This window comes from Iodidimonas sp. MBR-22 (assembly GCF_029946565.1).
GTDB lineage: Bacteria > Pseudomonadota > Alphaproteobacteria > Sphingomonadales > Rhodothalassiaceae > Iodidimonas > Iodidimonas nitroreducens.
Window position 1 is genome coordinate 122,894 of record NZ_JARKVQ010000001.1, and the last position, 21,587, is coordinate 144,480.

General features: G+C 56.4%; 21 protein-coding genes. 13 read left to right on the forward strand and 8 right to left on the reverse strand.

From position 1 onward, the window contains the following. The first annotated feature begins 169 nt into the window (after positions 1-169). The 6 genes from QK300_RS00585 (at position 170) to QK300_RS00610 (ending at position 6,712) form a co-directional block, all read left to right on the forward strand. A complete protein-coding gene (locus QK300_RS00585) occupies positions 170-2,557 on the forward strand; it encodes a DNA translocase FtsK 4TM domain-containing protein (protein WP_348651785.1) in 2,388 nt (795 codons plus the stop codon). A 155-nt stretch (positions 2,558-2,712) separates the two neighbouring features. After that, positions 2,713-3,456 carry a hypothetical protein gene (locus QK300_RS00590; RefSeq protein ID WP_281299915.1) on the forward strand — a complete coding sequence of 248 codons (744 nt, stop codon included), beginning with the start codon at positions 2,713-2,715 and terminating at the stop codon, positions 3,454-3,456. Next, positions 3,453-3,929, forward strand: coding sequence for a type II toxin-antitoxin system VapC family toxin (locus QK300_RS00595; RefSeq protein WP_281299914.1), 477 nt, complete (start codon positions 3,453-3,455; stop codon positions 3,927-3,929). The genes QK300_RS00590 and QK300_RS00595 overlap by 4 nt, the downstream gene beginning before the upstream one ends. A gap of 231 nt (positions 3,930-4,160) precedes the next feature. After that, positions 4,161-4,880 carry an outer membrane lipoprotein carrier protein LolA gene (locus QK300_RS00600; protein ID WP_281299913.1) on the forward strand — a complete coding sequence of 240 codons (720 nt, stop codon included), beginning with the start codon at positions 4,161-4,163 and terminating at the stop codon, positions 4,878-4,880. 319 nt (positions 4,881-5,199) lie between these two features. Next, entirely contained in the window at positions 5,200-5,817 is a 618-nt protein-coding gene (locus QK300_RS00605; RefSeq protein ID WP_281299912.1) for a hypothetical protein, read from the forward strand. Between the two features lie 49 nt (positions 5,818-5,866). After that, complete coding sequence (locus QK300_RS00610; protein ID WP_281299911.1) at positions 5,867-6,712, forward strand: exodeoxyribonuclease III; 846 nt, start codon at positions 5,867-5,869, stop codon at positions 6,710-6,712. Positions 6,713-6,734: 22 nt separating this feature from the next. Here QK300_RS00610 and QK300_RS00615 read toward each other — a convergent pair whose 3' ends face one another. Next, on the reverse strand, positions 6,735-7,433 hold the full coding sequence (locus tag QK300_RS00615) for a response regulator transcription factor (RefSeq protein WP_281299910.1): 699 nt from the start codon (positions 7,431-7,433) through the stop codon (positions 6,735-6,737). A gap of 159 nt (positions 7,434-7,592) precedes the next feature. Between QK300_RS00615 and ribA the strand changes: the two genes are divergently transcribed. Beyond that, positions 7,593-8,699 carry a GTP cyclohydrolase II gene (ribA, locus tag QK300_RS00620; RefSeq protein WP_281299909.1) on the forward strand — a complete coding sequence of 369 codons (1,107 nt, stop codon included), beginning with the start codon at positions 7,593-7,595 and terminating at the stop codon, positions 8,697-8,699. Then, positions 8,696-9,226 carry a L,D-transpeptidase family protein gene (locus QK300_RS00625; protein ID WP_281299908.1) on the forward strand — a complete coding sequence of 177 codons (531 nt, stop codon included), beginning with the start codon at positions 8,696-8,698 and terminating at the stop codon, positions 9,224-9,226. Before ribA ends, QK300_RS00625 begins: the two co-directional genes overlap by 4 nt. 9 nt (positions 9,227-9,235) lie before the next feature. Here the strand turns inward: QK300_RS00625 and QK300_RS00630 are convergent, their stop codons facing one another. Next, entirely contained in the window at positions 9,236-9,928 is a 693-nt protein-coding gene (locus tag QK300_RS00630) for a YggS family pyridoxal phosphate-dependent enzyme (protein WP_281299907.1), read from the reverse strand. Positions 9,929-9,971: 43 nt separating this feature from the next. Between QK300_RS00630 and QK300_RS00635 the strand changes: the two genes are divergently transcribed. Next, the gene (locus QK300_RS00635; RefSeq protein WP_281299906.1) at positions 9,972-10,592 is read left to right on the forward strand and encodes a thiamine phosphate synthase; all 621 of its coding nucleotides are present in this window, start codon (positions 9,972-9,974) and stop codon (positions 10,590-10,592) included. A gap of 28 nt (positions 10,593-10,620) precedes the next feature. Here the strand turns inward: QK300_RS00635 and QK300_RS00640 are convergent, their stop codons facing one another. Next, positions 10,621-11,559, reverse strand: coding sequence for a porin (locus tag QK300_RS00640; protein ID WP_281299905.1), 939 nt, complete (start codon positions 11,557-11,559; stop codon positions 10,621-10,623). A 385-nt stretch (positions 11,560-11,944) separates the two neighbouring features. Between QK300_RS00640 and QK300_RS00645 the strand changes: the two genes are divergently transcribed. From QK300_RS00645 to holA, 4 genes are all read left to right on the forward strand, one after another. Then, positions 11,945-12,382: a DUF3576 domain-containing protein gene (locus QK300_RS00645; RefSeq protein ID WP_281299904.1), complete on the forward strand. Its 438-nt coding sequence runs from the start codon at positions 11,945-11,947 to the stop codon at positions 12,380-12,382. Positions 12,383-12,512: 130 nt separating this feature from the next. Then, positions 12,513-15,074: a leucine--tRNA ligase gene (gene leuS / locus QK300_RS00650; protein WP_281299903.1), complete on the forward strand. Its 2,562-nt coding sequence runs from the start codon at positions 12,513-12,515 to the stop codon at positions 15,072-15,074. 19 nt (positions 15,075-15,093) lie between these two features. Beyond that, a complete protein-coding gene (gene lptE / locus QK300_RS00655; protein WP_281299902.1) occupies positions 15,094-15,624 on the forward strand; it encodes an LPS assembly lipoprotein LptE in 531 nt (176 codons plus the stop codon). A gap of 71 nt (positions 15,625-15,695) precedes the next feature. After that, the gene (gene holA / locus QK300_RS00660) at positions 15,696-16,727 is read left to right on the forward strand and encodes a DNA polymerase III subunit delta (RefSeq protein ID WP_281299901.1); all 1,032 of its coding nucleotides are present in this window, start codon (positions 15,696-15,698) and stop codon (positions 16,725-16,727) included. A gap of 21 nt (positions 16,728-16,748) precedes the next feature. On the opposite strand, the gene QK300_RS00665 is transcribed toward holA, so the two are convergent. The 5 genes from QK300_RS00665 to def form a co-directional block, all read right to left on the reverse strand. Next, complete coding sequence (locus QK300_RS00665; protein WP_281299900.1) at positions 16,749-17,819, reverse strand: diiron oxygenase; 1,071 nt, start codon at positions 17,817-17,819, stop codon at positions 16,749-16,751. 95 nt (positions 17,820-17,914) lie between these two features. Then, positions 17,915-19,054: a DUF2336 domain-containing protein gene (locus tag QK300_RS00670; RefSeq protein ID WP_281299899.1), complete on the reverse strand. Its 1,140-nt coding sequence runs from the start codon at positions 19,052-19,054 to the stop codon at positions 17,915-17,917. Between the two features lie 186 nt (positions 19,055-19,240). Further along, positions 19,241-19,981, reverse strand: coding sequence for a tRNA pseudouridine(38-40) synthase TruA (gene truA / locus QK300_RS00675; protein ID WP_281299898.1), 741 nt, complete (start codon positions 19,979-19,981; stop codon positions 19,241-19,243). A 2-nt stretch (positions 19,982-19,983) separates the two neighbouring features. Beyond that, positions 19,984-20,970: a methionyl-tRNA formyltransferase gene (gene fmt, locus QK300_RS00680; protein ID WP_348651797.1), complete on the reverse strand. Its 987-nt coding sequence runs from the start codon at positions 20,968-20,970 to the stop codon at positions 19,984-19,986. A 13-nt stretch (positions 20,971-20,983) separates the two neighbouring features. Further along, positions 20,984-21,502, reverse strand: a complete 519-nt coding sequence (def, locus tag QK300_RS00685) for a peptide deformylase (RefSeq protein ID WP_281299896.1) — start codon at positions 21,500-21,502, stop codon at positions 20,984-20,986. Between the last annotated feature and the right edge of the window lie 85 nt (positions 21,503-21,587).

Below are 21,587 nucleotides of genomic sequence, written 5' to 3' on the forward strand. Positions count from 1 at the left end.
GCGTCTTGTGCAGATGATGATCATAGTCTAGCGCTGAACGCTTTGCTGTGTCATCTCTCTTGGGCCGTCTATTGGGTTGGCATTCCTCTTGGGCTCATTTATTTTCGCATGATGATGATACGGGGCAAGATCAACAACAGATGCCGCAGAAAAGCAACAGGCAAAAAGGATGAAGCGCGTGGCGCAAGGACAGGCCAATACCCATAAACCGCCACTGCTGCCAGCCGCCATGATACAGGCGCTGAAGCGCTGGGCGCAAACATGTTTCGGGCTTTTGATCGCGGCCATCGGGGTGGCGATCATCTTGGCTTTGGCAAGCTTTGATCCTGCCGATCCCACGCTCAATCGCTCTACAGATGATGGGGTGAGCAATCTTCTGGGTTTTCCCGGCGCGGCTTTGGCCGATCTTTTGCTGCAAACTCTGGGGCTGGCTTCGGTGATTTTGGCGCTTCCCTTTCTGGGCTGGGGCTGGCGGGTGGGGTCAGCGCGCGGCCTTCCGTGGTTTTGGACCCATCTTCTGGTTTTGCCGGTGGCGGCTTTGTGTTTTGCCTTGGCGGCATCGTATTTTTCGTCATTCAGTTTTTCGTCGGCCCGTTTGTCATTGCTGGGGTCCTGGCCTTTTGATGGTCTTGGCTATGGCGGCTTATTGGGGGATCGGCTGGCCAGTTGGTTTTATCGTCTTGGCGCGGGCCTTGGCTGGGCGCCGCCGGGCTGGGTTGCGGCCCTTGTGGGCTTTGTGGGGGGGGTGCTGGCGCTTTTGGCAGCGCTGGGCATTTCGCGGGCGGAATGGCGCGCAGTTCTGGCCGTTCTGGGCCGCTTTGGGCGCGGCATCGGGCGGCTTTTTATGGCTTTATGGGCTTTGGTGCGCCGGCGTGAAACGGATGAGGCCCCCACCCCCCGGCGCCAGCCCAAAAGCCGCAATGCCCCCCGATCCAGCCCTGAAATCAAGCGTAAAAAGGCCGGAAAACAAGAAACCCGCGAAGAAAGCAAGCGAGCCAAAAAAGAACGCCAGGGCTCGCTCTTTCCCGATCTCGATGGCTTTCGCCTGCCGCCTCTTGAGCTTTTGGATGCGCCCAAAGCCGCTGATCCCGATGCCCTTTTAAGCGAGGATGCGCTGGAACAGAATGCCCGGCTTTTGATGACCGTGCTCGATGATTTCGGGATTGAAGGCAGGATCGTGCAGGTCCGCCCCGGCCCGGTGGTGACCCTTTATGAACTGGAGCCGGCACCGGGAGTGAAATCGGCGCGGGTGATCGGCTTAGCGGATGATATTGCCCGCTCCATGAGCGCGATCTCGGCGCGGGTGGCGGTAATCCCGGGGCGCAATGCCATCGGCATCGAATTGCCCAATAGCGTTCGGGAAATGGTGCCTTTGAGCGCTTTGCTCGCCTCGCGCCCATTTGAAAACAGCACTGCCCGCCTGCCGCTGATTCTGGGCAAGGATATCGGCGGGGGGCCGGTGATCGCCGATCTGGCCTCGATGCCTCATTTATTGGTTGCGGGCACCACCGGTTCGGGAAAATCGGTGGGCCTGAATGCGATGATCCTGTCTTTGCTTTATCGGATGCCGCCCGAACGCTGCAAAATGATCATGGTCGATCCAAAAATGCTGGAGCTCAGCATTTATGACGATATTCCCCATCTTTTGACCCCGGTGGTTACCGAACCGAAAAAGGCCGTGGTGGCCTTGAAATGGGCGGTGCGCGAGATGGAAGAACGCTATCGGGCGATGTCGAAAATCGGGGTGCGCAATCTGGCCGCCTATAATAAGCGGGTGGCCGAAGCCCGGGAAAATGATGAAACCATCAAGCGTAAGGTGCAGACCGGGTTTGATAAAGACACCGGCCAACCCCTTTATGAAGAACAGGAATTCGATTTCGAACCTTTGCCGATGATTGTCATCGTGATCGATGAAATGGCCGATCTGATGCTGGTGGCGGGCAAGGATGTGGAAGCGGTGGTGCAGCGTTTGGCGCAGATGGCGCGGGCGGCGGGCATCCATCTCATCATGGCGACCCAAAGGCCTTCGGTTGATGTGATCACCGGCACTATCAAGGCCAATTTCCCCACCCGCATTTCTTTTCAGGTGACCTCGAAAATCGATAGCCGCACCATTTTAGGGGAGCAGGGCGCCGAACAGCTTCTGGGCATGGGGGATATGCTTTATATGGCGGGCGGCGGGCGGATCACCCGGGTGCATGGTGCCTTCGTGTCGGATGCCGAGGTGGAAAGGGTGGTGGAGCATCTGAAAAAGCAGGCCGCCCCGTCTTATATGGAAGATGTCACCGAAGAGCCCAGCGAGGGCTTCGACAGCCCCTTCATCCCCGGGCCTTCGGGCGATAGCGGCGAGAGCGATGCCTCGCTTTATGACAAAGCTGTGGATGTGGTTTTGCGCGATCGCCGGGTTTCCACCAGCTATATTCAGCGGCGGCTGCGCATCGGCTATAATCGGGCCGCATCGCTGATCGAGGAAATGGAAGATCAAAGCGTGATCAGCGCCCCCAATCATGCCGGAAAGCGGGAAATTCTGGTGCCACCCCGGGATGATGAGGGCTGATGCCCTTTAAAAGCCGCGATCGGGCCCTAAATCCTCCTCTAGCCCCTGTCCTGATGGGCGCGGATGGCGCTTTCTAAGAAAGTAGGTAAGAGATTACTTTACCGTGCCTCTTTGGGCGCATAGAATCTGCGTTAAGGGTGCAGGAAGTGTAACACATGGCAACGCCGGACCAGATACCAACAGATCTTACGATTGATTTGGGAGACGACTTGTCCCCCGAAGAATTCTTGGCGGCTGCTCGAAATTTTATTGGCTATGTGTCCGAGATAACAGATGCGCAAAAAGGTGACGGCGTAGATGTCGGTTGGACGGTGAGAGTTCGAGAAGGGTCCTCCTTAATTGGCGTTGAGCCTAGGCTTTCTGCACCGATTTCTCGCGTAGAGAATATATATAAACAAGCCAAATATGGATTGGAGGCGCTTAAACGCGGTGATGTTGCAGGTGCGGGGCTTTCCGAGAAGGCCATAGGGCACCTTAAGAATTTATCCGACCTAGCCGCAAAATATCAGAATGGCAAAGGTGTGAATCTTTGGGTCAAGAAAAAACCCATTGTTATTGAAGCCGGTATTGCAAATACTGTGAGAGAAGATTGGGAATCTGACTATTACGACTTTGGAACGATAGAGGGACGTCTTGAAGCTATTTTTGATGCTTCCGAGTCCATAAAGATCAGGATAAAAGATTATTTATACCCTAAGGCCATTAACTGTGTTGTGCCGGAAGGACTCATGCAAATTGTTTTGGATAGCTTCAGGAAACGCGTCGAGATTGATGGGCGCATTCATTATCGCAAAGACGGCACGCCTATTAGTATTGAAGCTGATGTTATTGATGTGCTTCCTGATGATCAGGAATTGCCATCCGCTGATGATGTCAGGGGTATCATGGCAAGTGCATGATGGTTGAGAAAATATACTGGGATAGCGACTGTTTTTTAGGCCACTTGTGTGCAGAGGCTGGTAAGGTCGAAAAATGTAAAGATGTCTTAGAGCGGGCTGAACGAGGGGAGGTCATCATAGTGACGTCTGCACTTACCCTTGCTGAAGTTCTTTGGATGCGCGGTGGCCCGAGAGTACAAAAAGACAAGGCAGAGTTGGTCCAAAAATTTTTTCGACGTAGTTACATTCGCGTTTACAACGTCACGCGTAAACTTTCGGAATCTGCGCAAATTCTCGTCTGGGATAATAGTATTAAGCCTAAAGACGCTATCCATGTTGCTACAGCGATTCATCTTGTGGCTGATGCCTTAGAGACCTTCGATAAAAAGTTGATAAGTAAAAGCGGAACGGTGGGAAAACCATTGCTTTTGATCCGCGAACCGATAGCGGCAGCACAAGGGAAATTCGACCTTACCGCGCCAGAAAAACCTTAAGCTGATTGTCTATAAAAATTGATTGCAAGCTGAAAAGGGCAGTGTCGAAACGCGTTTTGAGATGCTGGTAAAGTAGAAGTTTGAAGATAAGAGATCATGTGAAAACAGTCTTGCCCTTTAAAAAGCCGCGATCGGGCCCTAAATCCTCCTCTAGCCCCTGTCCTGATGGGCGCGGATGGACTCTGTCTTTATCGGGATCGGGATGCACGGATTTGATGAAAGGGTTTTCATATGGCGCGCGATCTGGTGGCGGCATTGTTTTTTACGCTGGGATCCTTGGCCGGCCTTGATGCCTTGGCCCAGGATCGTGACGGAGAGCCAGGCGAGCCGCTGGCGGAGTTGAGTGAGCAGCATGTGGAAAGCGATGGCCTTTCCCAAAGGATCGATAAGGTTGAGGCGTTCCTCAATGGGATCGATACCCTGAAATCCGATTTCATTCAGATCGCCGAGAATGGCACCATCACCCGGGGGGTTTTGTCTTTGGATCGCCCGGGGCGGCTGCGCTTTGAATATACTGATGAAACACCGCTTTTGCTGGTGAGCGATGGCACGCTTTTGAGCTTTATTGATTATGATGTGGGGCAGGTGACACGCTGGCCCATCGATGATACGCCGTTGGGAATTCTGGTGCAGAAAAAGATCGATCTGCGGGCGGCGGATGCCATGGTCAACAGCCTTGAGATCGGCGGGCAATCGGTCATTCTCGTGTCTGTGGATGATCCTGCCAATAATCAACAGGGCAATCTCACCTTGTTGATCGAGGAAACGTCGCAGCCCGATGGCCCCCCAAGCTTAAGCCTGCGCGGCTGGGAGGTGATGGACGGGCAAGGGGCGGTGACGCGAATCAGGCTGGAAAAAACGCGACTCAATCTGGCGCTGGCGGATGAAGAGCTTTGGTCGTTCAAAGATCCGCGCACATTGCCATCGCAGCGGCGGCGGCGCGGGCGCTGATTTGATAAGCACCGAGGTATTTGGAGGCCGCACGGGAAATTCCTGACAGTCCCGGATTTCCACCAAAAGGTGAGACAAATTGTCCACGCACCGGCTCTGCGCCCTTGAAATGCCATAGTGGGTCGTTATGTACGGCTGTGTGACAGCCTTCCCCTCCCGGAGTTGTGCCCCCCACTTTCCGGTCTGGCTGTCACGAGACGCATACTGAGCGTCGGTGCCCGGTCGATACCCCCCTCGACCGGGCATTTTTCTTATGGCATGAAGGCGTCCGATATCCCCATGCCGGGGCTTTCATGCATGGACCAAAGGATTTGATCCTGTGACCGATCGCCGATCAGATATCCCTTCAGACCCCGGATCAGACGAAGAGACTTTCGAGGTTTTTGAACGCTATCCGACCTTAGCGGGGGTGGGGCGGCTCACCAGCTTGATCGAGCGCTGCCCGTGGTTTCGGGCGGTGGGCGATCCCATGAGCAAAGCCCTCATGGCCGATAGCCAAAGCTATTGCGATGCTTTGGGCTTTCCCGAGGCACAGCCGGCAATCCTGCCCTTGTGGGAGGATGCAGCCGGGGCGGCGGAAAGCATCGATCTCAACAGCCCCGCGTGGGAAGCGGAAGAATTGATGCGGATGGCGGTTTTGCAGGATGCTTTGGCCGAGGTGGATGAAGAAACGCTGGAACTGGTGCTCACCCATATTGCTGCTAAAGCCGCCCAAAGCGCCGAGGCTGCTGCCCAGGAGGTGCGGGATTTTTTGTTGATCGATGATGAAGCCTTTGTTCGCGCGGCCACCGGTGCCGCTGTTCAGATGTGCCATCAGGCGGCCCTGCTTTTGGCATCGGGCGGCGATCCTGATCATGCCATCAGCTATAAATTCAGGATTTTCGAGCATGGCCGCTGGCCCGTGGGCATCATGGGCGGCACGCTCAATATTTTCTGATGAATGGCGCTTTTTTTGAATTATTTTCCCTGAAAAGAGACCCCGATTGATGACAGCTTCAGCCTATGACACAGCATCGAAGGCTTACCGGCCATCGAAACGCGCCCGTCTGGTCACATGGAATGTCAATTCCGTGCGGGCCCGGATTGATCTTGTGGATCGTTTCATCAGCCTGCAGGACCCTGATATTTTATGCCTTCAGGAAATCAAGGTGCAAACCGATCAATTTCCCCGCAGCTGGTTTGAAGAGCGCGGCTATGTTCATCAGGCCATCGCCGGACAGCGCAATCATCATGGCGTGGCGACCTTATCGCGCTTGCCCCTCGAAGAGATTGAAAGCGCCGATTGGTGCCAGAAGGGCGATGCCCGGCATATCGCGGCACGCCTGCCCGGCGGGGTGAAGCTGCATAATTTCTATGTACCCGCAGGGGGCGATGAGCCAGACCGCGAGGTGAATCCCCGCTTTGCTCATAAGCTTGATTTTCTTGATGAAATGATCGGCTGGTCAAAAACGCTGGATGAGCCGAGCATCATGGTGGGCGATCTCAATGTCGCGCCTTTGGAAAGCGATGTGTGGTCGCACCGGCAATTATTGAAGGTGGTCAGCCACACCCCGCCGGAAACCGAACGGATGCACGCCTTGCAAAAAGCCCATGATTGGGTGGATGCCATGCGCCATTTCGTGGCGGATGATGAGCCGCTGTTTTCCTGGTGGTCTTATCGGGCGCGGGATTGGCGGGCGTCCAATCGGGGGCGGCGGCTCGATCATATCTGGGTCAGCCCCTGCCTTAAAGATGGTTTGCGGGGGATGAGTGTGTTCGACGATGCCCGGAGCTGGGATAAGCCATCAGATCATGCTCCGGTCATCGTCGATATCGATCTGCCCTTGTCTTGAGGGGGTTTCTGCGCCCGCTCGCTCAGTCGTCTTTTGCCGCATTGAGGCGATAGCCACCCGGTTCGGTGACCAGAAGGCGGGCATCGGATGGGTCCAGCTCCATTTTCTGGCGCAGGCGATAAACATGGGTTTCCAGCGTGTGGGTGGTCACCCCGGCATTATAGCCCCACACTTCATTGAGCAGCTCTTCCCGGCTGACCGATTGTCCCCCGGCGCGATAGAGATATTTGAGGATCGATGTTTCTTTTTCCGTCAGCCGCAATTTGGTGCCCTTGTCTTCCTGCACCAAAAGCTTGTTGGCGGGCTTGAAAACATAGGGTCCGATCTGGAAAACGGCATCCTCGCTTTGTTCATGCTGGCGAAGATGCGCCCGCATGCGAGCCAGCAGAACACCAAAGCGAAAGGGCTTGGAGATATAATCATTGGCACCTGATTCGAGCCCCAAAATGGTATCGGCATCGGTATCGGCACCGGTCAGCATGATGATGGGAACCTTGATCCCCGCTTTGCGCATCATGCGGCAGGCTTCACGACCATCGATATCAGGCAGCCCCACATCCAGAATGATCAGATCAGGGCTGATCTCTCGCGCTTTTTCTATGCCCCGGGTTGCAGTTTCTGCTTCCGCGGGTTCAAATTCCTCATGCAGCGCAAGCTGTTCGGCCAGCCCGCTCCGCAGATCATCATCATCATCAACAAGCAAAATTCGTTTGACCGACATAGGGAATGCGTCTTTCCGTTAAGGGCTTTAAAGAAAGTCACAGCTTCAGGGTGCCTTTCGGCACGCCACCCGTTATCTATGACACACAGAACATATTTTAACCAGAGCGAGCCGGATATGGCGATAGGTAAAGCCTTTTTACAGACACAACAGCGTGACATGGTCGCCATCGGCCGGGCAGCGGGGGATTTGCGCCGGGGTTTGCCGGTTTTGATCGCCGATGGCCCAGGGGCGCGAGGCATCGGGAATGGCGCGCCGGTTTTTGTCGTTTTCCCCGCGGAAATGGCTGATCCCCAGCGTTTGGCGCAGCTTGCCCCTTTTGGAAGGGCGCAGCTTTTGATCAGCCGCGAACGGGCGGCAGTCCTGAAAATTCACCATAAGGGCCGCGCCGCCGTGCCTTTGGCCTGTCCCGATTGGCTGAGCCCGGCGCAAATGCGGGCGCTGGCCGATCCCACTTTTGATCTGGCCGCCCCCTTGAAGGGGCCGTTTCAGATGATCGATAATGATCCGGCTGCCGCCGATCTTCACGAAGCGGTGCTGCGGCTTTTGAAAATTGCCCGGCTTTTGCCGGCAGCGCTCATCTTTCCGCTGGATGGTGATCCGCAAGCACTGGCCGATCATCATGGCCTTTTATGGGTGGAAAAAGAAAAGATCGCTCAAGCCGATGATCGCCAGACAGCGGATTTGCGCATCGTTGCCGATGCCCGCCTGCCTATCGAGGGGGCCGTGGACAGCCGGATCATTGCCTTTCGCCCGATCAGCGGCGGGATCGAGCATTTCGCCATTCTGCTGGGTGATCCGGCTCCCTCGAAACCGGTGCTGGTGCGGCTTCATTCCGAATGTTTCACCGGCGATGCGCTGGGGTCTTTGAAATGCGATTGCGGCAGCCAGTTTCGCGGGGCCCTTGAAAGCATCAGGGCGGCGGGTGGCGGTCTCCTTCTTTATCTGGCGCAGGAAGGCCGGGGGATCGGCCTGATCGCGAAATTGAAAGCCTATGCCCTGCAAGATCTTGGCCATGATACGGTGGATGCCAATCTGCGCTTGGGCTTTGCCACGGATGAGCGCGTTTTTGCCCCGGCAGCGGCGATGCTGAAAGCCCTGGGCTTTACGAAAATCAGGCTGTTGACCAATAATCCGGCAAAAGTCAGCGGGCTGGAAGATGAGGGCGTCACCATCTTGGAGCGGGTGGAACACAGCTTCCCCGCCAATGATCACAATGCCCATTATCTGGCCACAAAGCGCGATAAAACCGGGCATTTTCTATGACCAGCCCGATCATGACCGTGCGCGCGCCCATTGGGGCCAGCCGGGGTTGGCTTGGCCTTGGGGATCTGGTGGTGCCCTGCGCCTTGGGCGGGGCGGGGATCGTGCCCGCAGATAAAGCACGGGAAGGGGATCGGGCCACACCTGCGGGGCGCTATGGGCTGGAGATGGGCTATTACCGGGCGGATCGCCTGGCCCCGCCGCCCTGTGCTTTGCCGCTGAAAGTGATCGAGGCGCATTGGGGCTGGTGTGATGATCCCCAAAGCCCGGATTATAATCGCCTCATCAAAAAACCCTTTGCCGTCAGCCATGAGGATTTATGGCGGACCGATCATCGCTATGATCTTTTCTTCGTGCTCGATTTCAATCGCCAGCCGGTGGTGCCGGGGCGGGGCAGCGCGATTTTTCTGCATATGACCGATGAAAGCCTGCCGCCCACTTTGGGCTGTGTGGCCTGTCGGCCTGATGATCTTTTAAAGCTGGCCGCCCTTATGGGCGCAGTGCAGGAAATCGATATCGTGCCGATCTGATCGCCTTTCCTAATCGGGGCGGGGGCCGAAAATTGCCGTGCCCACCCGCACCTGGCTTGCCCCCATCAGGGCTGCCAGTTCAAAATCCCCGCTCATGCCCATGGAAAGCTGCGGCAGATGATGGCGCTGGGCCAGCTTTGCCAAAAGGGCAAAATGGAGCGCCGGATCATCATCCACGGGCGGCAGGCACATCAGACCGGTGATGGGCAGTTCCAGATCATCGCGGCACAGGGCGATGAAATCATCCAATTCATCAAGGGCCACGCCGCTTTTTTGCGGCTCATCGCCGGTGTTGACCTGAATGAAAAGGCTGGGTTGTTTGTTGTGTTGCCCCAAGGCTTTGGCGATGGCATGGGCCAGTTTGGGCCGATCCAAACTTTCAATGACATCGAAAAGGGCCACGGCATCAGCGGCCTTGTTGCTTTGCAGATGGCCGATCAGATGCAGCCGGGCATCGGGATAATCGCGCAACAAGGCGGGCCATTTGTCCTGGGCTTCCTGCACTTTGTTTTCGCCGAAATGGCGATGCCCGGCCTCCAGCGCCCGGCGGATGTGATCGGCGCTTTGGCGTTTTGAAACGGCAATGATCAAAGGGCGGGGGCGATCAAGGCCCTGAGCCAGCATCACGGCATCGATCCGGGTTTTGACATCAGCAAGATTGCCAGCCACATCATCAGCGCTATAGGGTTGTTTTGGCATCATCATCCCATTCCAAACAGTTATCTGGCTTCAGGTGAAACACAAAATGGCTTTGGTCAAGGCCCTGCCGCCTTGTTTTTATATCATTGATCGCGATCTGAGCCCGGCCATGATGGGGGTTTTGCATCGGCTTTTGCCGGGCAGCGGGGTTTTGTTGCGGGCTTATCAGGCCCCAAATCGGGCTGGGCTGGCGCAGCGGCTGGCCGCTATTACAAGGGCGCGCTCCTTGGTGCTTCTGGTGGCGGGCGACGTGGCTTTGGCGCGGGCTTGTGGCGCGCAAGGCGTTCACTGGCCGCAATGGATGTTGGAAAAAAGGGGGGGGATGCTGGAAAGAAGGGGGAGGATGCTGAGAAAGCCGGGCTGGATCATGACTGCAGCCGCCCATGATCAGCGGGCCGTGGCGCAGGCATGGCGGCTGGGCTGTGATGCGGTTTTATGCTCACCGGTTTTTCAAACATCAAGCCATCCCGGTGCCAAAACCCTGGGGCCGCATCGGTTGGCACGTATGATCAGCGAAAGCCGATTGCCGGTGTATGCCTTGGGCGGGATCAACAGCCAAAATATCCACCGCCTGCCGCCCGGCTTGTGCGGCATTGCCGCGATCAGTGGATTCCACGAAGATCGCTTTGGCCATCTGGCCGCCCGATGCCGCCAAAACAGGCGCTGAGGCAATAACCTAAAAACGAAAAACGGGATCAGAAATTGAAGCGGGTGCCTAGATAAAGCAGGCCCGAACGTTCTGCCGAATCGCTATTGATGCTAAAGCGTGCGCCATAATCGAACAAACGCACCCCACCCGAAACACGCAGCCGTTCAGACACCGCATAGGCGGCCCCCAATTCCAGCTTGTGATAGCGATCATAGCCGGTCTCAAAGCCGGGCACATCTCCACTCAGATGATATTCCCCCACCGATAATTGGGTGGTGAAGGCCGACCAGGCATAGCCGAATCCGATATTGAACCCATCAACATCCTGCAACAGCCCGCCCGATTCGCGGGTCATGCTGGCACCGATGATAAAGCCCAGATAGCCCACGCTCATCCCCATATTGATGGACTCCCGATCATAGGGAGAAAGCGCTGCCCCCGAGCCGAAATGCCCTGATCCGGCGGCCAGATAACCGGGGGATTGCTCCAGAAGATATTCGGAATTGATCTTAAGCCTGATCTGTTCGCGCGGGGCGCTGTTTTCGCGCGGCGCAAAGCTCAAGCTCATTTCAGAACCGGCATAGCGCGGGGTGAAGCTGCTCAGGGTGCGGGCCCGGCCATTGGGATCAACCCCGCGATCAAGTCCACCCAAGGCGCTGAGTCGTGGCGTGAAGCTGGTAGAAGGGCGAGCATGAGACGCCGATTGCAAGGGGGCGATATCGCCCGTCTGATCGCTGCTTTCATCGCGCAGATATAAAAAGCCCGGCTCTTCCTTCATTTGCTCGCCGCGAAAGGCAAAATCGATTTTCAGGCGATCAGGCTTTTGATCGTCACCTTGCAAAGTGGCGCTTTGATCAGCAAAAAGATCAAGAGATTGAAGGAAGCCGCTGGATTTGAACCGCGGCACCTGTTCCGCAGCACCATCTGTGATACAGATGGCGAACATACCCAAAAGAGCCAATGCTTTGAGGAATGCCTGTTTCACGGTAAAAGCGTCTTCTTCCCTGAAAGAGTCCTTAGCGGATCTCTTATGTTGATTTTGTTTTCTTAAGTTCAAGCTCTTATGTTCAAGCCTGCTTTCATCCGCACCCGCTTTTATCTGCACATGGGCAATGGCATGGATGAGAGCGAACCTTAGATAAGGATAATGATAAGAGATTACCATTTCATTTCAACGAAATCCAGATGCTGCCCTTATTTTTGCCATGGCCTGTTGCACTTATGCACGGCATGATCTGGGGGGCGATCTGGGCTGTGATCTGGGGCTTGGGGTTTCTAACGCTGGTCAATTGCCCTAAGGACCGGTATATAGCCGCATTTGACAGCATTCTGGATGACAATCCGGATAACGACGCGTGTGAAGGGATATCATGACTATCAGACTCGTCCTGACGATCATCGGCCTTGCCTTTTCAGCGGCCACGCTCTCCGCCTGCGGCATTTTTGGCGGTGACAAGGAAGATGTGCGCATTGAACCCACATCATCGGGGGTGAATGGCTATTTATGGCGGGCGGCGGTGGAAACCCTGTCTTTCATGCCGATGGTTGATGTGGATCCCCGCGCCGGGGCCTTGATCACCGATTGGTATGTGCATCCCGATGTGCCCAATGAACGGATGAAGGTCTCTGCCTTTATTCTGGGGGGCCAGTTGCGTGCCGATACCTTGAAGGTGAGCGTGGTAAGGCAGGTGCGCAATGCATCATCCATCTGGGTGAATGAACCGCTCCGGGCGGGCACCGAGCTTAAGATTGAAGATGCCATCCTGAAGCGTGCGCGGGAATTGCGGATCGATTCTCTGGGGAATTGAGGCAATATGATCCGCCGAAACAGGCCGGGCTTTGCGCCACGTCAAAAAACAAAATACTGATCATGCTCCTGCCAGCCCTTGATTGAGGGGCCCATCATCAAGATCAGCCGAAGAAAAGCCAGGAAGATATATGTCGCGTTATAATCCTAAAGTCACGGAAGCAAAATGGCAGCGCCAGTGGGATGAAGCTGCGCTTTTTCGTGCAGAACAGACCCCCGACAAGCCGAAATATTATGTGCTGGAAATGTTTCCCTATCCTTCGGGGCGGATTCATATGGGGCATGTGCGTAATTATACCATCGGCGATGTGCTCAGCCGCTTTTATATGAGCCGGGGTTATAATGTGCTGCATCCCATGGGCTGGGATGCTTTTGGGATGCCGGCTGAAAATGCCGCGATGGAAAAGGGCACCCATCCCGCCGATTGGACCTATGACAATATCGCCGCCATGCGCACCCAGTTGAAACAGGTGGGGCTGGCCATTGATTGGAGCCGGGAAATCGCCACCTGTGATCCGTCTTATTATGGCCATGAACAGGCGTTGTTTCTGGATTTCATGGATGCCGGGCTGGTTTATCGCCGGGAATCCTGGGTGAATTGGGACCCGGTGGATCAAACCGTGCTCGCCAATGAACAGGTAATCGATGGCTGCGGCTGGCGGTCCGGGGCCCCGGTGGAGCGGCGCAAACTGTCGCAATGGTTTTTGAAAATCACCGAATTTGCCGATGAATTGCTCGATGATCTGAAGATGCTGGAACGCTGGCCTGAAAAAGTGCGGACCATGCAGGAAAACTGGATCGGCCGTTCGGAAGGCCTGCAGTTCAGCTTTGAAATCGAGGGTCTTGAGGATCGGCTGGAGGTGTATACCACCCGCCCCGATACTATTTTCGGGGCCAGTTTCTGTGCCGTGGCCGTGGATCATCCTTTGGCCTTGAAGCTCGCGGAAACCAATGCCGATCTGATGGCGTTCATCAAGGAATGCCAGCGCTCCGGCACCTCGCAGGAAGCCTTGGAAGCGGCGGAGAAAAAAGGTTTCAATACCGGCCTTGTGGCCCGGCATCCTTTTGCGGGGGGCTCTGATCTGCCCATTTATGTGGCCAATTTCGTGTTGATGGAGTATGGCACCGGGGCTATTTACGGCTGCCCGGCCCATGATCAGCGCGATCTGGATTTCGCCCGCAAATATGGCCTTGCCGTGCGCCCGGTGGTGGTGCCTCATGATCAATCACCCGATGCCTTCAGCGTGGGGGCGGAAGCCTATACCGGGCCGGGGCGGCTCGCTCATTCCCATTTTCTGGATGGCATGAGCATCGAGGATGCCCAGGCCCATGTGATCGGCTTGGCCGAAAAGGGTGGTTGGGGCCGGGGCAAGGTGACCTTCCGTTTGCGCGATTGGGGGATTTCCCGCCAGCGCTATTGGGGCACGCCCATCCCGATCATCCATTGCGAGCATTGTGGCATCGTACCGGTGCCGCGCGATCAGCTTCCTTTGGTGCTGCCCGAAGATATTTCTTTCGATAAGCCGGGCAATCCCATCGCCCATCATCCCGATTGGAAGCACACCACCTGCCCGCAATGCCAGAAACCGGCCCTGCGGGAAACCGATACGCTTGATACCTTTGTCGATAGCTCATGGTATTTCATCCGCTTTACCGCGCCCCAAAGCGATCGCCCCATCGATCGGGCGGCGGCCGATTACTGGTTGCCGGTGGATCAATATACCGGCGGTGTGGAACATGCGATTTTGCACCTGCTTTATGCCCGCTTTTTCACCCGCGCCCTGAAGCGTTGCGGCCATCTTGATCTGGAAGAGCCTTTCGCGGGCCTGTTTACCCAGGGCATGGTCAATCACATGACCTATCGCGATGAAGCCGGGCAGTGGGTTTTCCCAAGCCTTGTGCGGGAAAATGATGCGGGAGCCCTGATCCGATCTGATAGCGGCCTCAAAATCTCTGCCGGTCGGGTCGAGAAAATGAGCAAATCCAAGCGCAATGTGGTCGATCCTGATGATATCATCGATCAATATGGGGCCGATACGGCGCGCTGGTTCGTGCTGTCTGATAGCCCGCCGGAACGCGATCTGATCTGGACCGAAACCGGCATCGAAGGGGCGTGGCGCTTTACCCAGCGTTTATGGCGTCTGGTGTCGGCAGCCCAGGGGGCTTTGGTGCCCCCGGACACGCCGGTGCGCGCCGATCTTTCCGGTGACAGCCTTGATTTGCGGCGTTCGGTACATAAGGCGATCGAGGGCGTGACGGGCGATATCACCGGCCTTCATCTCAATCGGGCGGTGGCGCGGCTTTATCAATTGGCCAATGCCATTGCCGCTGCCGATGTGCCGAATATCGATCCCGCCTGTTACCGCGAGGCTTTGGAAATGCTGGTGCGGCTGGTTTCGCCGATGATGCCGCATCTGGCCGAAGAACTGTGGCAAAGCTTAGGCCATAAAACCATGCTGACCGGCGCCCCCTGGCCTGAGGCCGATCCGTCTTTGCTGGTTGAGGAATCCGTTACCATTGGCGTGCAGGTGGGCGGCAAATTGCGTGATACCATCGATTGTGCGAAAGATGCGTCCGGCCCCGATGTGGAAGCCTTGGCACTGGCATCCGACAAGGTGCGCCGTGCCATCGGCGATAAAATCGTTCGCAAGATCGTGGTCGTGCCCAATCGTATCGTCAATATCGTGATTTAAGCCAGATGTGATATCCGCCATGCGCTTTTGCCTTCATCGTTGTTTCCTGCCCCTTTTGGCCAGCCTGCTTTTGACGGGCTGCGGCTTTTCGCCGATTTATGCGCCCCAGCCTGCCGGGGAAAGCGAGTCTTATCAGGATCTGGCCAGCCAGTTTGCCATGATCGAGGTGGCCCAGCCCGGGGATCGTTTGGGCCAGCAGGTGCGCAATCGGCTGATCGGGATGCTCAGCCCCCGGGGCACGCCGGATGTGCCCCGCTATGGTTTGCGGGTTGATCTTGATGAAAAGCTCGAAGGCTTTGCCTTTCGTCAGGATCGGGCGATCACCCGCCAGAAGCTTCAGCTCGATGCCCTTATCACGCTGGTGGATCTGAAAACCGGCGATGTGGCTGTGGCCGATGATCTCAGCGCGTGGATGACCTATGATGTGGTGCAATCGGATTTCGCCAATTTATCGGCCCAAAGGGATGCGCGCGAACGCACGGCCAATCAGATCGTTGATCGGATCGTGTCCCGGCTTGCCCGGCATTTCCGCCAGAAAGACCCATCTTAATCCCATGCCGGTTCGGGGGATGGTGGCCGCAATGGTTTTTGGCCATTCCAGATCGTAGATAGGGACCCGCCATGGTAAAGGCCACAAAACAGCAGACCGAAAAAGCTTTGCGGGCCTTGTCGCCCAATATTCGGGGTGTTTTGCTTTATGGCCCGGATGAAGGGCTGGGCCGTGAATATGCCGATGCCATCGGGCGGCAGATCGTGGAAGATCTGGCCGATCCCTTTCGGGTGGCGCGCCTTGGCCCGGATATGGTCAAGGCCACGGGATCGATTCTCGCCGATGAAATGGCGGCCCTGTCGATGGTTGGCGGGCGACGGCTGATCCGCCTTGATGGGGCCAGCGATGCGATGGTTCCCGCCCTTGAAGATGCCTTTTTGCATGCGGGCGATAGCCTGTTGCTGGCCATGGCGGGGGATCTGGGCAAAGGCTCGAAACTGAGAAAGCTGTTTGAGGGGGATGATCATCTGCTGGCGATTGCCTGCTATGCCGATGAGGGGCGCGATCTGGTGGATCTTTTACGCCGGGCTTTTCAGGATGCCCGGCTTGATCCCAGCCCCGATGCTTTGGCCTGGCTTGCAGCGCATCTGGGTAATGATCGCATGGTCACCCGCAGCGAAATCGAAAAGCTGATCCTTTATAAGGGGGATGATCCTGACCGCACGATCAGTATGGACGATGTGCGGGCATCGGTGGGGGATGCGGCGGCGCTCACCTTGGCTGAAATTGCGCAAGCGGTGACCGGTGGCGAGGCAGCGGCCCTTGATTATCTGCTGGAAAAGGCATGGATCAGCGGTGAAAGCGCGATTGCCGTGCTGCGGGTTTTGCAGGCGCGGTTGATGCGTCTGCATCTGGTGCGGGGCCATATGAACAAGGGTTTGTCTGCCAGTGAAGCGGCCGGGCGGCTGGCCCCGCCCTTGTTTTTCAAGGAACGCGATGGCTTTTTGCGCGATGTGGGGCGCTGGCCACCGGATCGTCTGGCCGCCGCCCTTGATCTGATATTGGAAACGGAAATCCAGTGCAAATCCACCGGCATGCCGGCGGAAACCCTCACCGCGCGCTTATGCTTGAAGCTCGCCTTGTCGGTGCGGGGCCGCCGTTAAGGGCTTCCTGATGGTCCGGCTTTAACCATGGGCGGCTTTGATGGTGGCCTCAACATGCTGGCGGCGGGCATCGAATTCAGCGGCAATATCTTCATCGCGCTTTTGCAAAGCATCGATATCGATGGCGGCAAAGGAAATCACCCCCATCTCGTGATAGGCTTTTTGCACATGCTGGCTCCACAGCCCGATATCCTTGACGATGGGCACGATGCGGCTGAATAAAAAGCCCCTGAATTGCTGCATGGTGGCGCTGTCACGCAGATGCGCCACACAGTCTTCCACTGGCAGATCAAGGTGTTCCCACACTTCGCGAGCTTCAAAACGATCCCGCATCAGATAGCAGGCTTCGATCAGAAAATCCTCGCGCTCCCGGCGTTCCGCCTCGCTCAATTGGGGATAATAATCGCGCAGGGCCAAACGGCCAAAAGCCACATGCCGGGCTTCGTCCTCCATCACATAGGCATTCACCTGTTGGGCCAGGGGATTTTGCGCCTGATCGCGGACCATGGCAAAAGCGGCCAGCGCCAATCCTTCGATCACCACCTGCATGCCCAGATAGGTCATATCCCAGCGGTTATCCTCCAGCACCTGATCGAGCAGGGATTGCAAGGGTTTGCTCATGGGCCAGGCGCGGCCGAATTTATGCAAAAGGGCCTGATAGGCCTCGACATGGCGGGCTTCATCCATCACCTGCGTGGCGGCATAGAATTTGCTGTCCAGATCGGGCACGCTTTGCACGATTTTGGCCGCGCATAAAAGCGCACCCTGTTCGCCATGCAGGAATTGGGAATTGGTCCAGGCCTGATGGGCGCAGCGCACTTCGATCTGGCGGGCGCGGCTGAGCTGCAGAAAACAGGGGGCATCATAGATGGGCAGCACCTGCTCGGGAAGCTGCTGGGGGTTTTCGGGATCAAGCTCCAAAGACCAGTCGATGCGATCCACAGCATTCCATTGCTTGCGCTTGCCTTTTTCATAAAGCCCCAAAAGGCTCTCGCGGCCATCATCAAAGCGCCAGTCAAAGCGCGTGGCAAAGCGATTGATCACATCATGATGGTCGGGGGCGTCGATCGGATACAGATCTTTGAGGCTCATGGCGCGGCCTTTCGGGCAAGAGCAAAACAAACGACCCCATGATGATAGCACGCCACAGGCACCCGCCGAACCAGCGGTTCTGGCAGCCTTTATCATCAGGTCTTGGCTTGTTGCCATTCCGCATGATGAAGGATCTGGGCAATCAGATTTTCCGGCGGCCCGGGGGCTATGGTCCTGAAATTATGCACCAGATTATAGGAAAGGCGGGTTTGATAGCGGCTCCTGTCGAAACTCTTGCGATCTTCGGCTTCGCGCAATAAAGGCAGGGCCAGCTTCAGGATATGTTGCAGCATCCGGGCAAAGCGCGCCTTCTGGATCAGATCGGCAAAAGCCTGGGGCCCACGATGATAAAGCTGCAAACGGGCGGCCACCAGACCCATGCCCGCGCGCACCGCAATGGCGGCTTCCAGCATGTCTTTGTCGCCCAAAAGGGTGATTCGCAAAACAAGGCTGTCGGTGATCTGCTGGCGATCATGAAGGCGGCGCAGAATAGCGAGCAGATGATTCCCCAAGGCCGATCCCAAAGGCCCGCGCAGGGCTTCATCGCGCACACGAAGAACCAGATTTTCGATGAAGGGTGTTGGCAGATCAAGCTGATCCTCGATCAAAGCCCTGATCCCGGCGCTGGCATGAAGCACGATATCGGCGGCCAGATCGGCGGGCAGATCATGGCGTCTGGCGATGGCCGCCAGAACAGCCGTGCTTTTGCTGAAACGCTGGGCCGCAAGGCGGGCATCATCGCCCGCGATCCGGGCTGTTTTATTGTCCAGAACCGCTTCAACCGCCGGTTCCTGCGCCCTTTCGATCAGAGAATGAACCACCGAATGCGACAGATCGGATCGTTTGGCGATGGCGGTTTGTTTCTGGCCATCATCCATGCAGATGATGGCCATAAGATCCTCATCGGTGAGCGATAAGCTGTGCATCAAAATGGGTTCGGCAACATGCACCACATCATAAGCCAGCTTTTGCGCCAGATCCGTTGGCAGAATCGGGGTATGGGCCAAACAATGGGCAAGAGCCGTGCGCACCCTTTCGCTGGTATCTCGGGCAAAGCGATGCAAAATCTCAATCGCGATCCGGTTTTCATCATCGCTCAGATCATTGCGGGCAAAAGAATTTGCCACAAATTCCGCCAAAGATTGGCGCTGGGCTTCATCGGCAGTTCCTTTTTGCGCCAGAAGCGTTTTGATTGCGCTGCTTGGAATCGCGTTGTCTGAATTTTTGGCAGACATAAAAAGGTTACCGATCGTGACGGGTGATCACAGATTTTTGAATCAGGCGATAAGAATAAATTTAGAATCTTTAAGGGGGGTTTATAAATTCAGAATTTTATAGGACCTTCAGGAAATATAGATGAAATATATGCTTAAAGATACTGAAATAAACAGACGCTATATTGCGAAATATTTATACATTATTCAATAATCGATGCGGGTGAGATAAAGCCCGAAGGGCGGGGCGTTAAAGCCCAGGGCGCATCTGTCTTTCGCTTCCAAAATTTCTTTCATCATGATGGGCGGCCATTTTCCCGCCCCCACCAATTCAAGGCTGCCCACCATGGATCGCACCTGATGATGCAGAAATGATAAGGCAGAAACATGGATATGCAGGCGATCATCAAGGCGTTCCACCCGCAAAAGATCAAGGGTTCGGATCGGCGATCTGGCCTGACAGGCGCTATGGCGAAAGGTGGTGAAATCATGCCGCCCCAAAAGATGATTGGCCCCTTCCTGCATGGCATCGGCATCCAGCGGGCGGCTGACATGCCAGGCCAGCCCTTCGGCAAAGCTCAATCGGCTTGGGCGATTGATGATCTCATAACGATAGCTGCGGCGGCGGGCGGAAAAGCGGGCGTGAAAATCATTCCCCACGATTTCAGCCGATAAAACGCTGATGGGATGCGGCTTCAGATGATGATTGATGGCGCCCAGAAAGCGCTGCGGGCTGATGGCCTTTTCGATATCCACATGGGCCACCTGCCCATTGGCATGAACCCCGGCATCGGTGCGCCCGGCGCCATGCACGATCACCTGTTCGCCGGTAAAGGCATGGATGGCTTTGGTCAGAGCCGCCTGAATGCTGGGGGCATTGGCCTGAATTTGCCAGCCCGCAAAAGGGCGGCCATCATATTCGATGAGCAGCTTGAACCGCCGGGCCATCCTCATTCATCCCCGGGGTGCATGGTCTTGGTGGGCGCCGCGATGGCCGGGCCGAAGCGGGTGCCTTTGGGGATGGCATGGCCGCGTAGAAAGCTGGCGGCATCCATGGCCCCCCGGCCCGGTTTTTGCAGATGAATGAGCTTCAAGGCACCCTGCCCGCAGGCAATGGTCAGGGCATCATCAAGCGCTGTTCCGGGCGGGGCTTTAGGCGGGGCTTTAAGAGATGGATCGGTTGGGGAGACGATTTCGGCCTTCAAGATCTTCAGTCGCTCGCCGTTTAAAAGGGTAAAGGCACCGGGGAAGGGGGTCAGCCCCCTGATTTTGCGGTCAATCGCGATGGCGCTGTCATCCCAGTTGATCATCGATTCGCTTTTGTCGATCTTATGGGCATAGCAGATGCCTTCTTCGGCTTGGGGGATGGCCTCAAGCCTGCCTTTCGCCACGCCATCCAGCGCTTTCAGCAGCAAAGGCCCGGCTTTCTCGGCCAGCGCATCATGAAGGCTTTGGGTGGTGTCATCAGGGGCGATGGCATGGGTTTCGCGCATCAGCACCGGCCCGGTATCAAGGCCCTCGTCCATGCGCATGATGGAAAGCCCGGTCTGGCGATCTCCCGCCATGATCGCCCGATGCAGGGGCGCGGCGCCCCGCCAGCGCGGCAAGAGCGAGGCATGAACATTGATGCAGCCCAGACGCGGGGCATCGAGAATATCCTTCGACAAAATCTGGCCAAAGGCAACGACAATGGCACAATCAAGGTTCAAAGCCCGCCACTGCGCTACATTATCCGCCCTTTTCAATCGCCTGGGCGTAAAAACCGGCAAGCCATGCTGTTCGGCATAAAGATGGATAGGGCTTTTGCGCAGGGCCTGCCCCCTTCCTGCGGGGCGGGGCGGCTGGGTATAAACGGCGGCGATCTCATGGCCTGCCTGATGCAGGGCGCGCAGGGTGGGAAGGGCAAAGTCGGGCGTTCCCAGAAAGGCAAGACGCAAGGGGGTCATCGGCTCACAGCGTCACTGTTTCGCGCTGGATCTTGGCCAGCTTGCGGATCACCATATCGCGTTTCAGTTTCGACAGATAATCGATGAACAACACCCCGTTCAGATGATCGATTTCATGCTGCAAACAGGTGGCCAGCAGGCCATCGGCGGCGATTTCATCGGCCTTGCCCTCACGATTGATGAAGGCAACCCGGCATGAAGCGGGGCGCTCCACCTCGGCATAATAATCCGGTACCGAAAGGCAGCCCTCATTATAGATCGAGCGTTCATCCGATGACCAGATGATCTGCGGATTGATCAGCACATGGGGTTGGCGGCCTTCATCATCATCGGCCACATCAACCACCAGAAGCTGGCGCAAAATCCCAAGCTGCACGGCGGCCAGCCCGATGCCGGGGGCTTCATACATGGTTTCCAGCATATCATCGATCAGATGATCGAGATCGGCATCCACCCGTTCGATGGGGGCGCTTTTCTGTCGCAGAACAGGATCAAGGCAGGTGAGAATGGGGCGTGTTGTCATGATATCCGGGCTCATAGGGGGTTTGCCGGAATACCTAGGCGCAGTGATCGCATCCGTCAAGAAAGGCGATGATGGCCAATGAATT

Bases quoted from the DNA above. Each gene is read 5' to 3' on its own strand.
- QK300_RS00610 (WP_281299911.1), top strand. From the start codon at position 5,867: ATGACAGCTTCAGCCTATGACACAGCATCGAAGGCTTACCGGCCATCG.
- QK300_RS00625 (WP_281299908.1), top strand. From the start codon at position 8,696: ATGACCAGCCCGATCATGACCGTGCGCGCGCCCATTGGGGCCAGCCGG.
- leuS (WP_281299903.1), top strand. From the start codon at position 12,513: ATGTCGCGTTATAATCCTAAAGTCACGGAAGCAAAATGGCAGCGCCAG.
- QK300_RS00670 (WP_281299899.1), bottom strand. From the start codon at position 19,054: ATGTCTGCCAAAAATTCAGACAACGCGATTCCAAGCAGCGCAATCAAA.
- QK300_RS00585 (WP_348651785.1), top strand. From the start codon at position 170: ATGAAGCGCGTGGCGCAAGGACAGGCCAATACCCATAAACCGCCACTG.
- QK300_RS00595 (WP_281299914.1), top strand. From the start codon at position 3,453: ATGATGGTTGAGAAAATATACTGGGATAGCGACTGTTTTTTAGGCCAC.
- def (WP_281299896.1), bottom strand. From the start codon at position 21,502: ATGACAACACGCCCCATTCTCACCTGCCTTGATCCTGTTCTGCGACAG.
- QK300_RS00630 (WP_281299907.1), bottom strand. From the start codon at position 9,928: ATGATGCCAAAACAACCCTATAGCGCTGATGATGTGGCTGGCAATCTT.
- truA (WP_281299898.1), bottom strand. From the start codon at position 19,981: ATGGCCCGGCGGTTCAAGCTGCTCATCGAATATGATGGCCGCCCTTTT.
- QK300_RS00665 (WP_281299900.1), bottom strand. From the start codon at position 17,819: ATGAGCCTCAAAGATCTGTATCCGATCGACGCCCCCGACCATCATGAT.
- QK300_RS00635 (WP_281299906.1), top strand. From the start codon at position 9,972: ATGGCTTTGGTCAAGGCCCTGCCGCCTTGTTTTTATATCATTGATCGC.
- QK300_RS00645 (WP_281299904.1), top strand. From the start codon at position 11,945: ATGACTATCAGACTCGTCCTGACGATCATCGGCCTTGCCTTTTCAGCG.
- lptE (WP_281299902.1), top strand. From the start codon at position 15,094: ATGCGCTTTTGCCTTCATCGTTGTTTCCTGCCCCTTTTGGCCAGCCTG.
- QK300_RS00615 (WP_281299910.1), bottom strand. From the start codon at position 7,433: ATGTCGGTCAAACGAATTTTGCTTGTTGATGATGATGATGATCTGCGG.
- QK300_RS00590 (WP_281299915.1), top strand. From the start codon at position 2,713: ATGGCAACGCCGGACCAGATACCAACAGATCTTACGATTGATTTGGGA.
- QK300_RS00600 (WP_281299913.1), top strand. From the start codon at position 4,161: ATGGCGCGCGATCTGGTGGCGGCATTGTTTTTTACGCTGGGATCCTTG.
- ribA (WP_281299909.1), top strand. From the start codon at position 7,593: ATGGTCGCCATCGGCCGGGCAGCGGGGGATTTGCGCCGGGGTTTGCCG.
- holA (WP_281299901.1), top strand. From the start codon at position 15,696: ATGGTAAAGGCCACAAAACAGCAGACCGAAAAAGCTTTGCGGGCCTTG.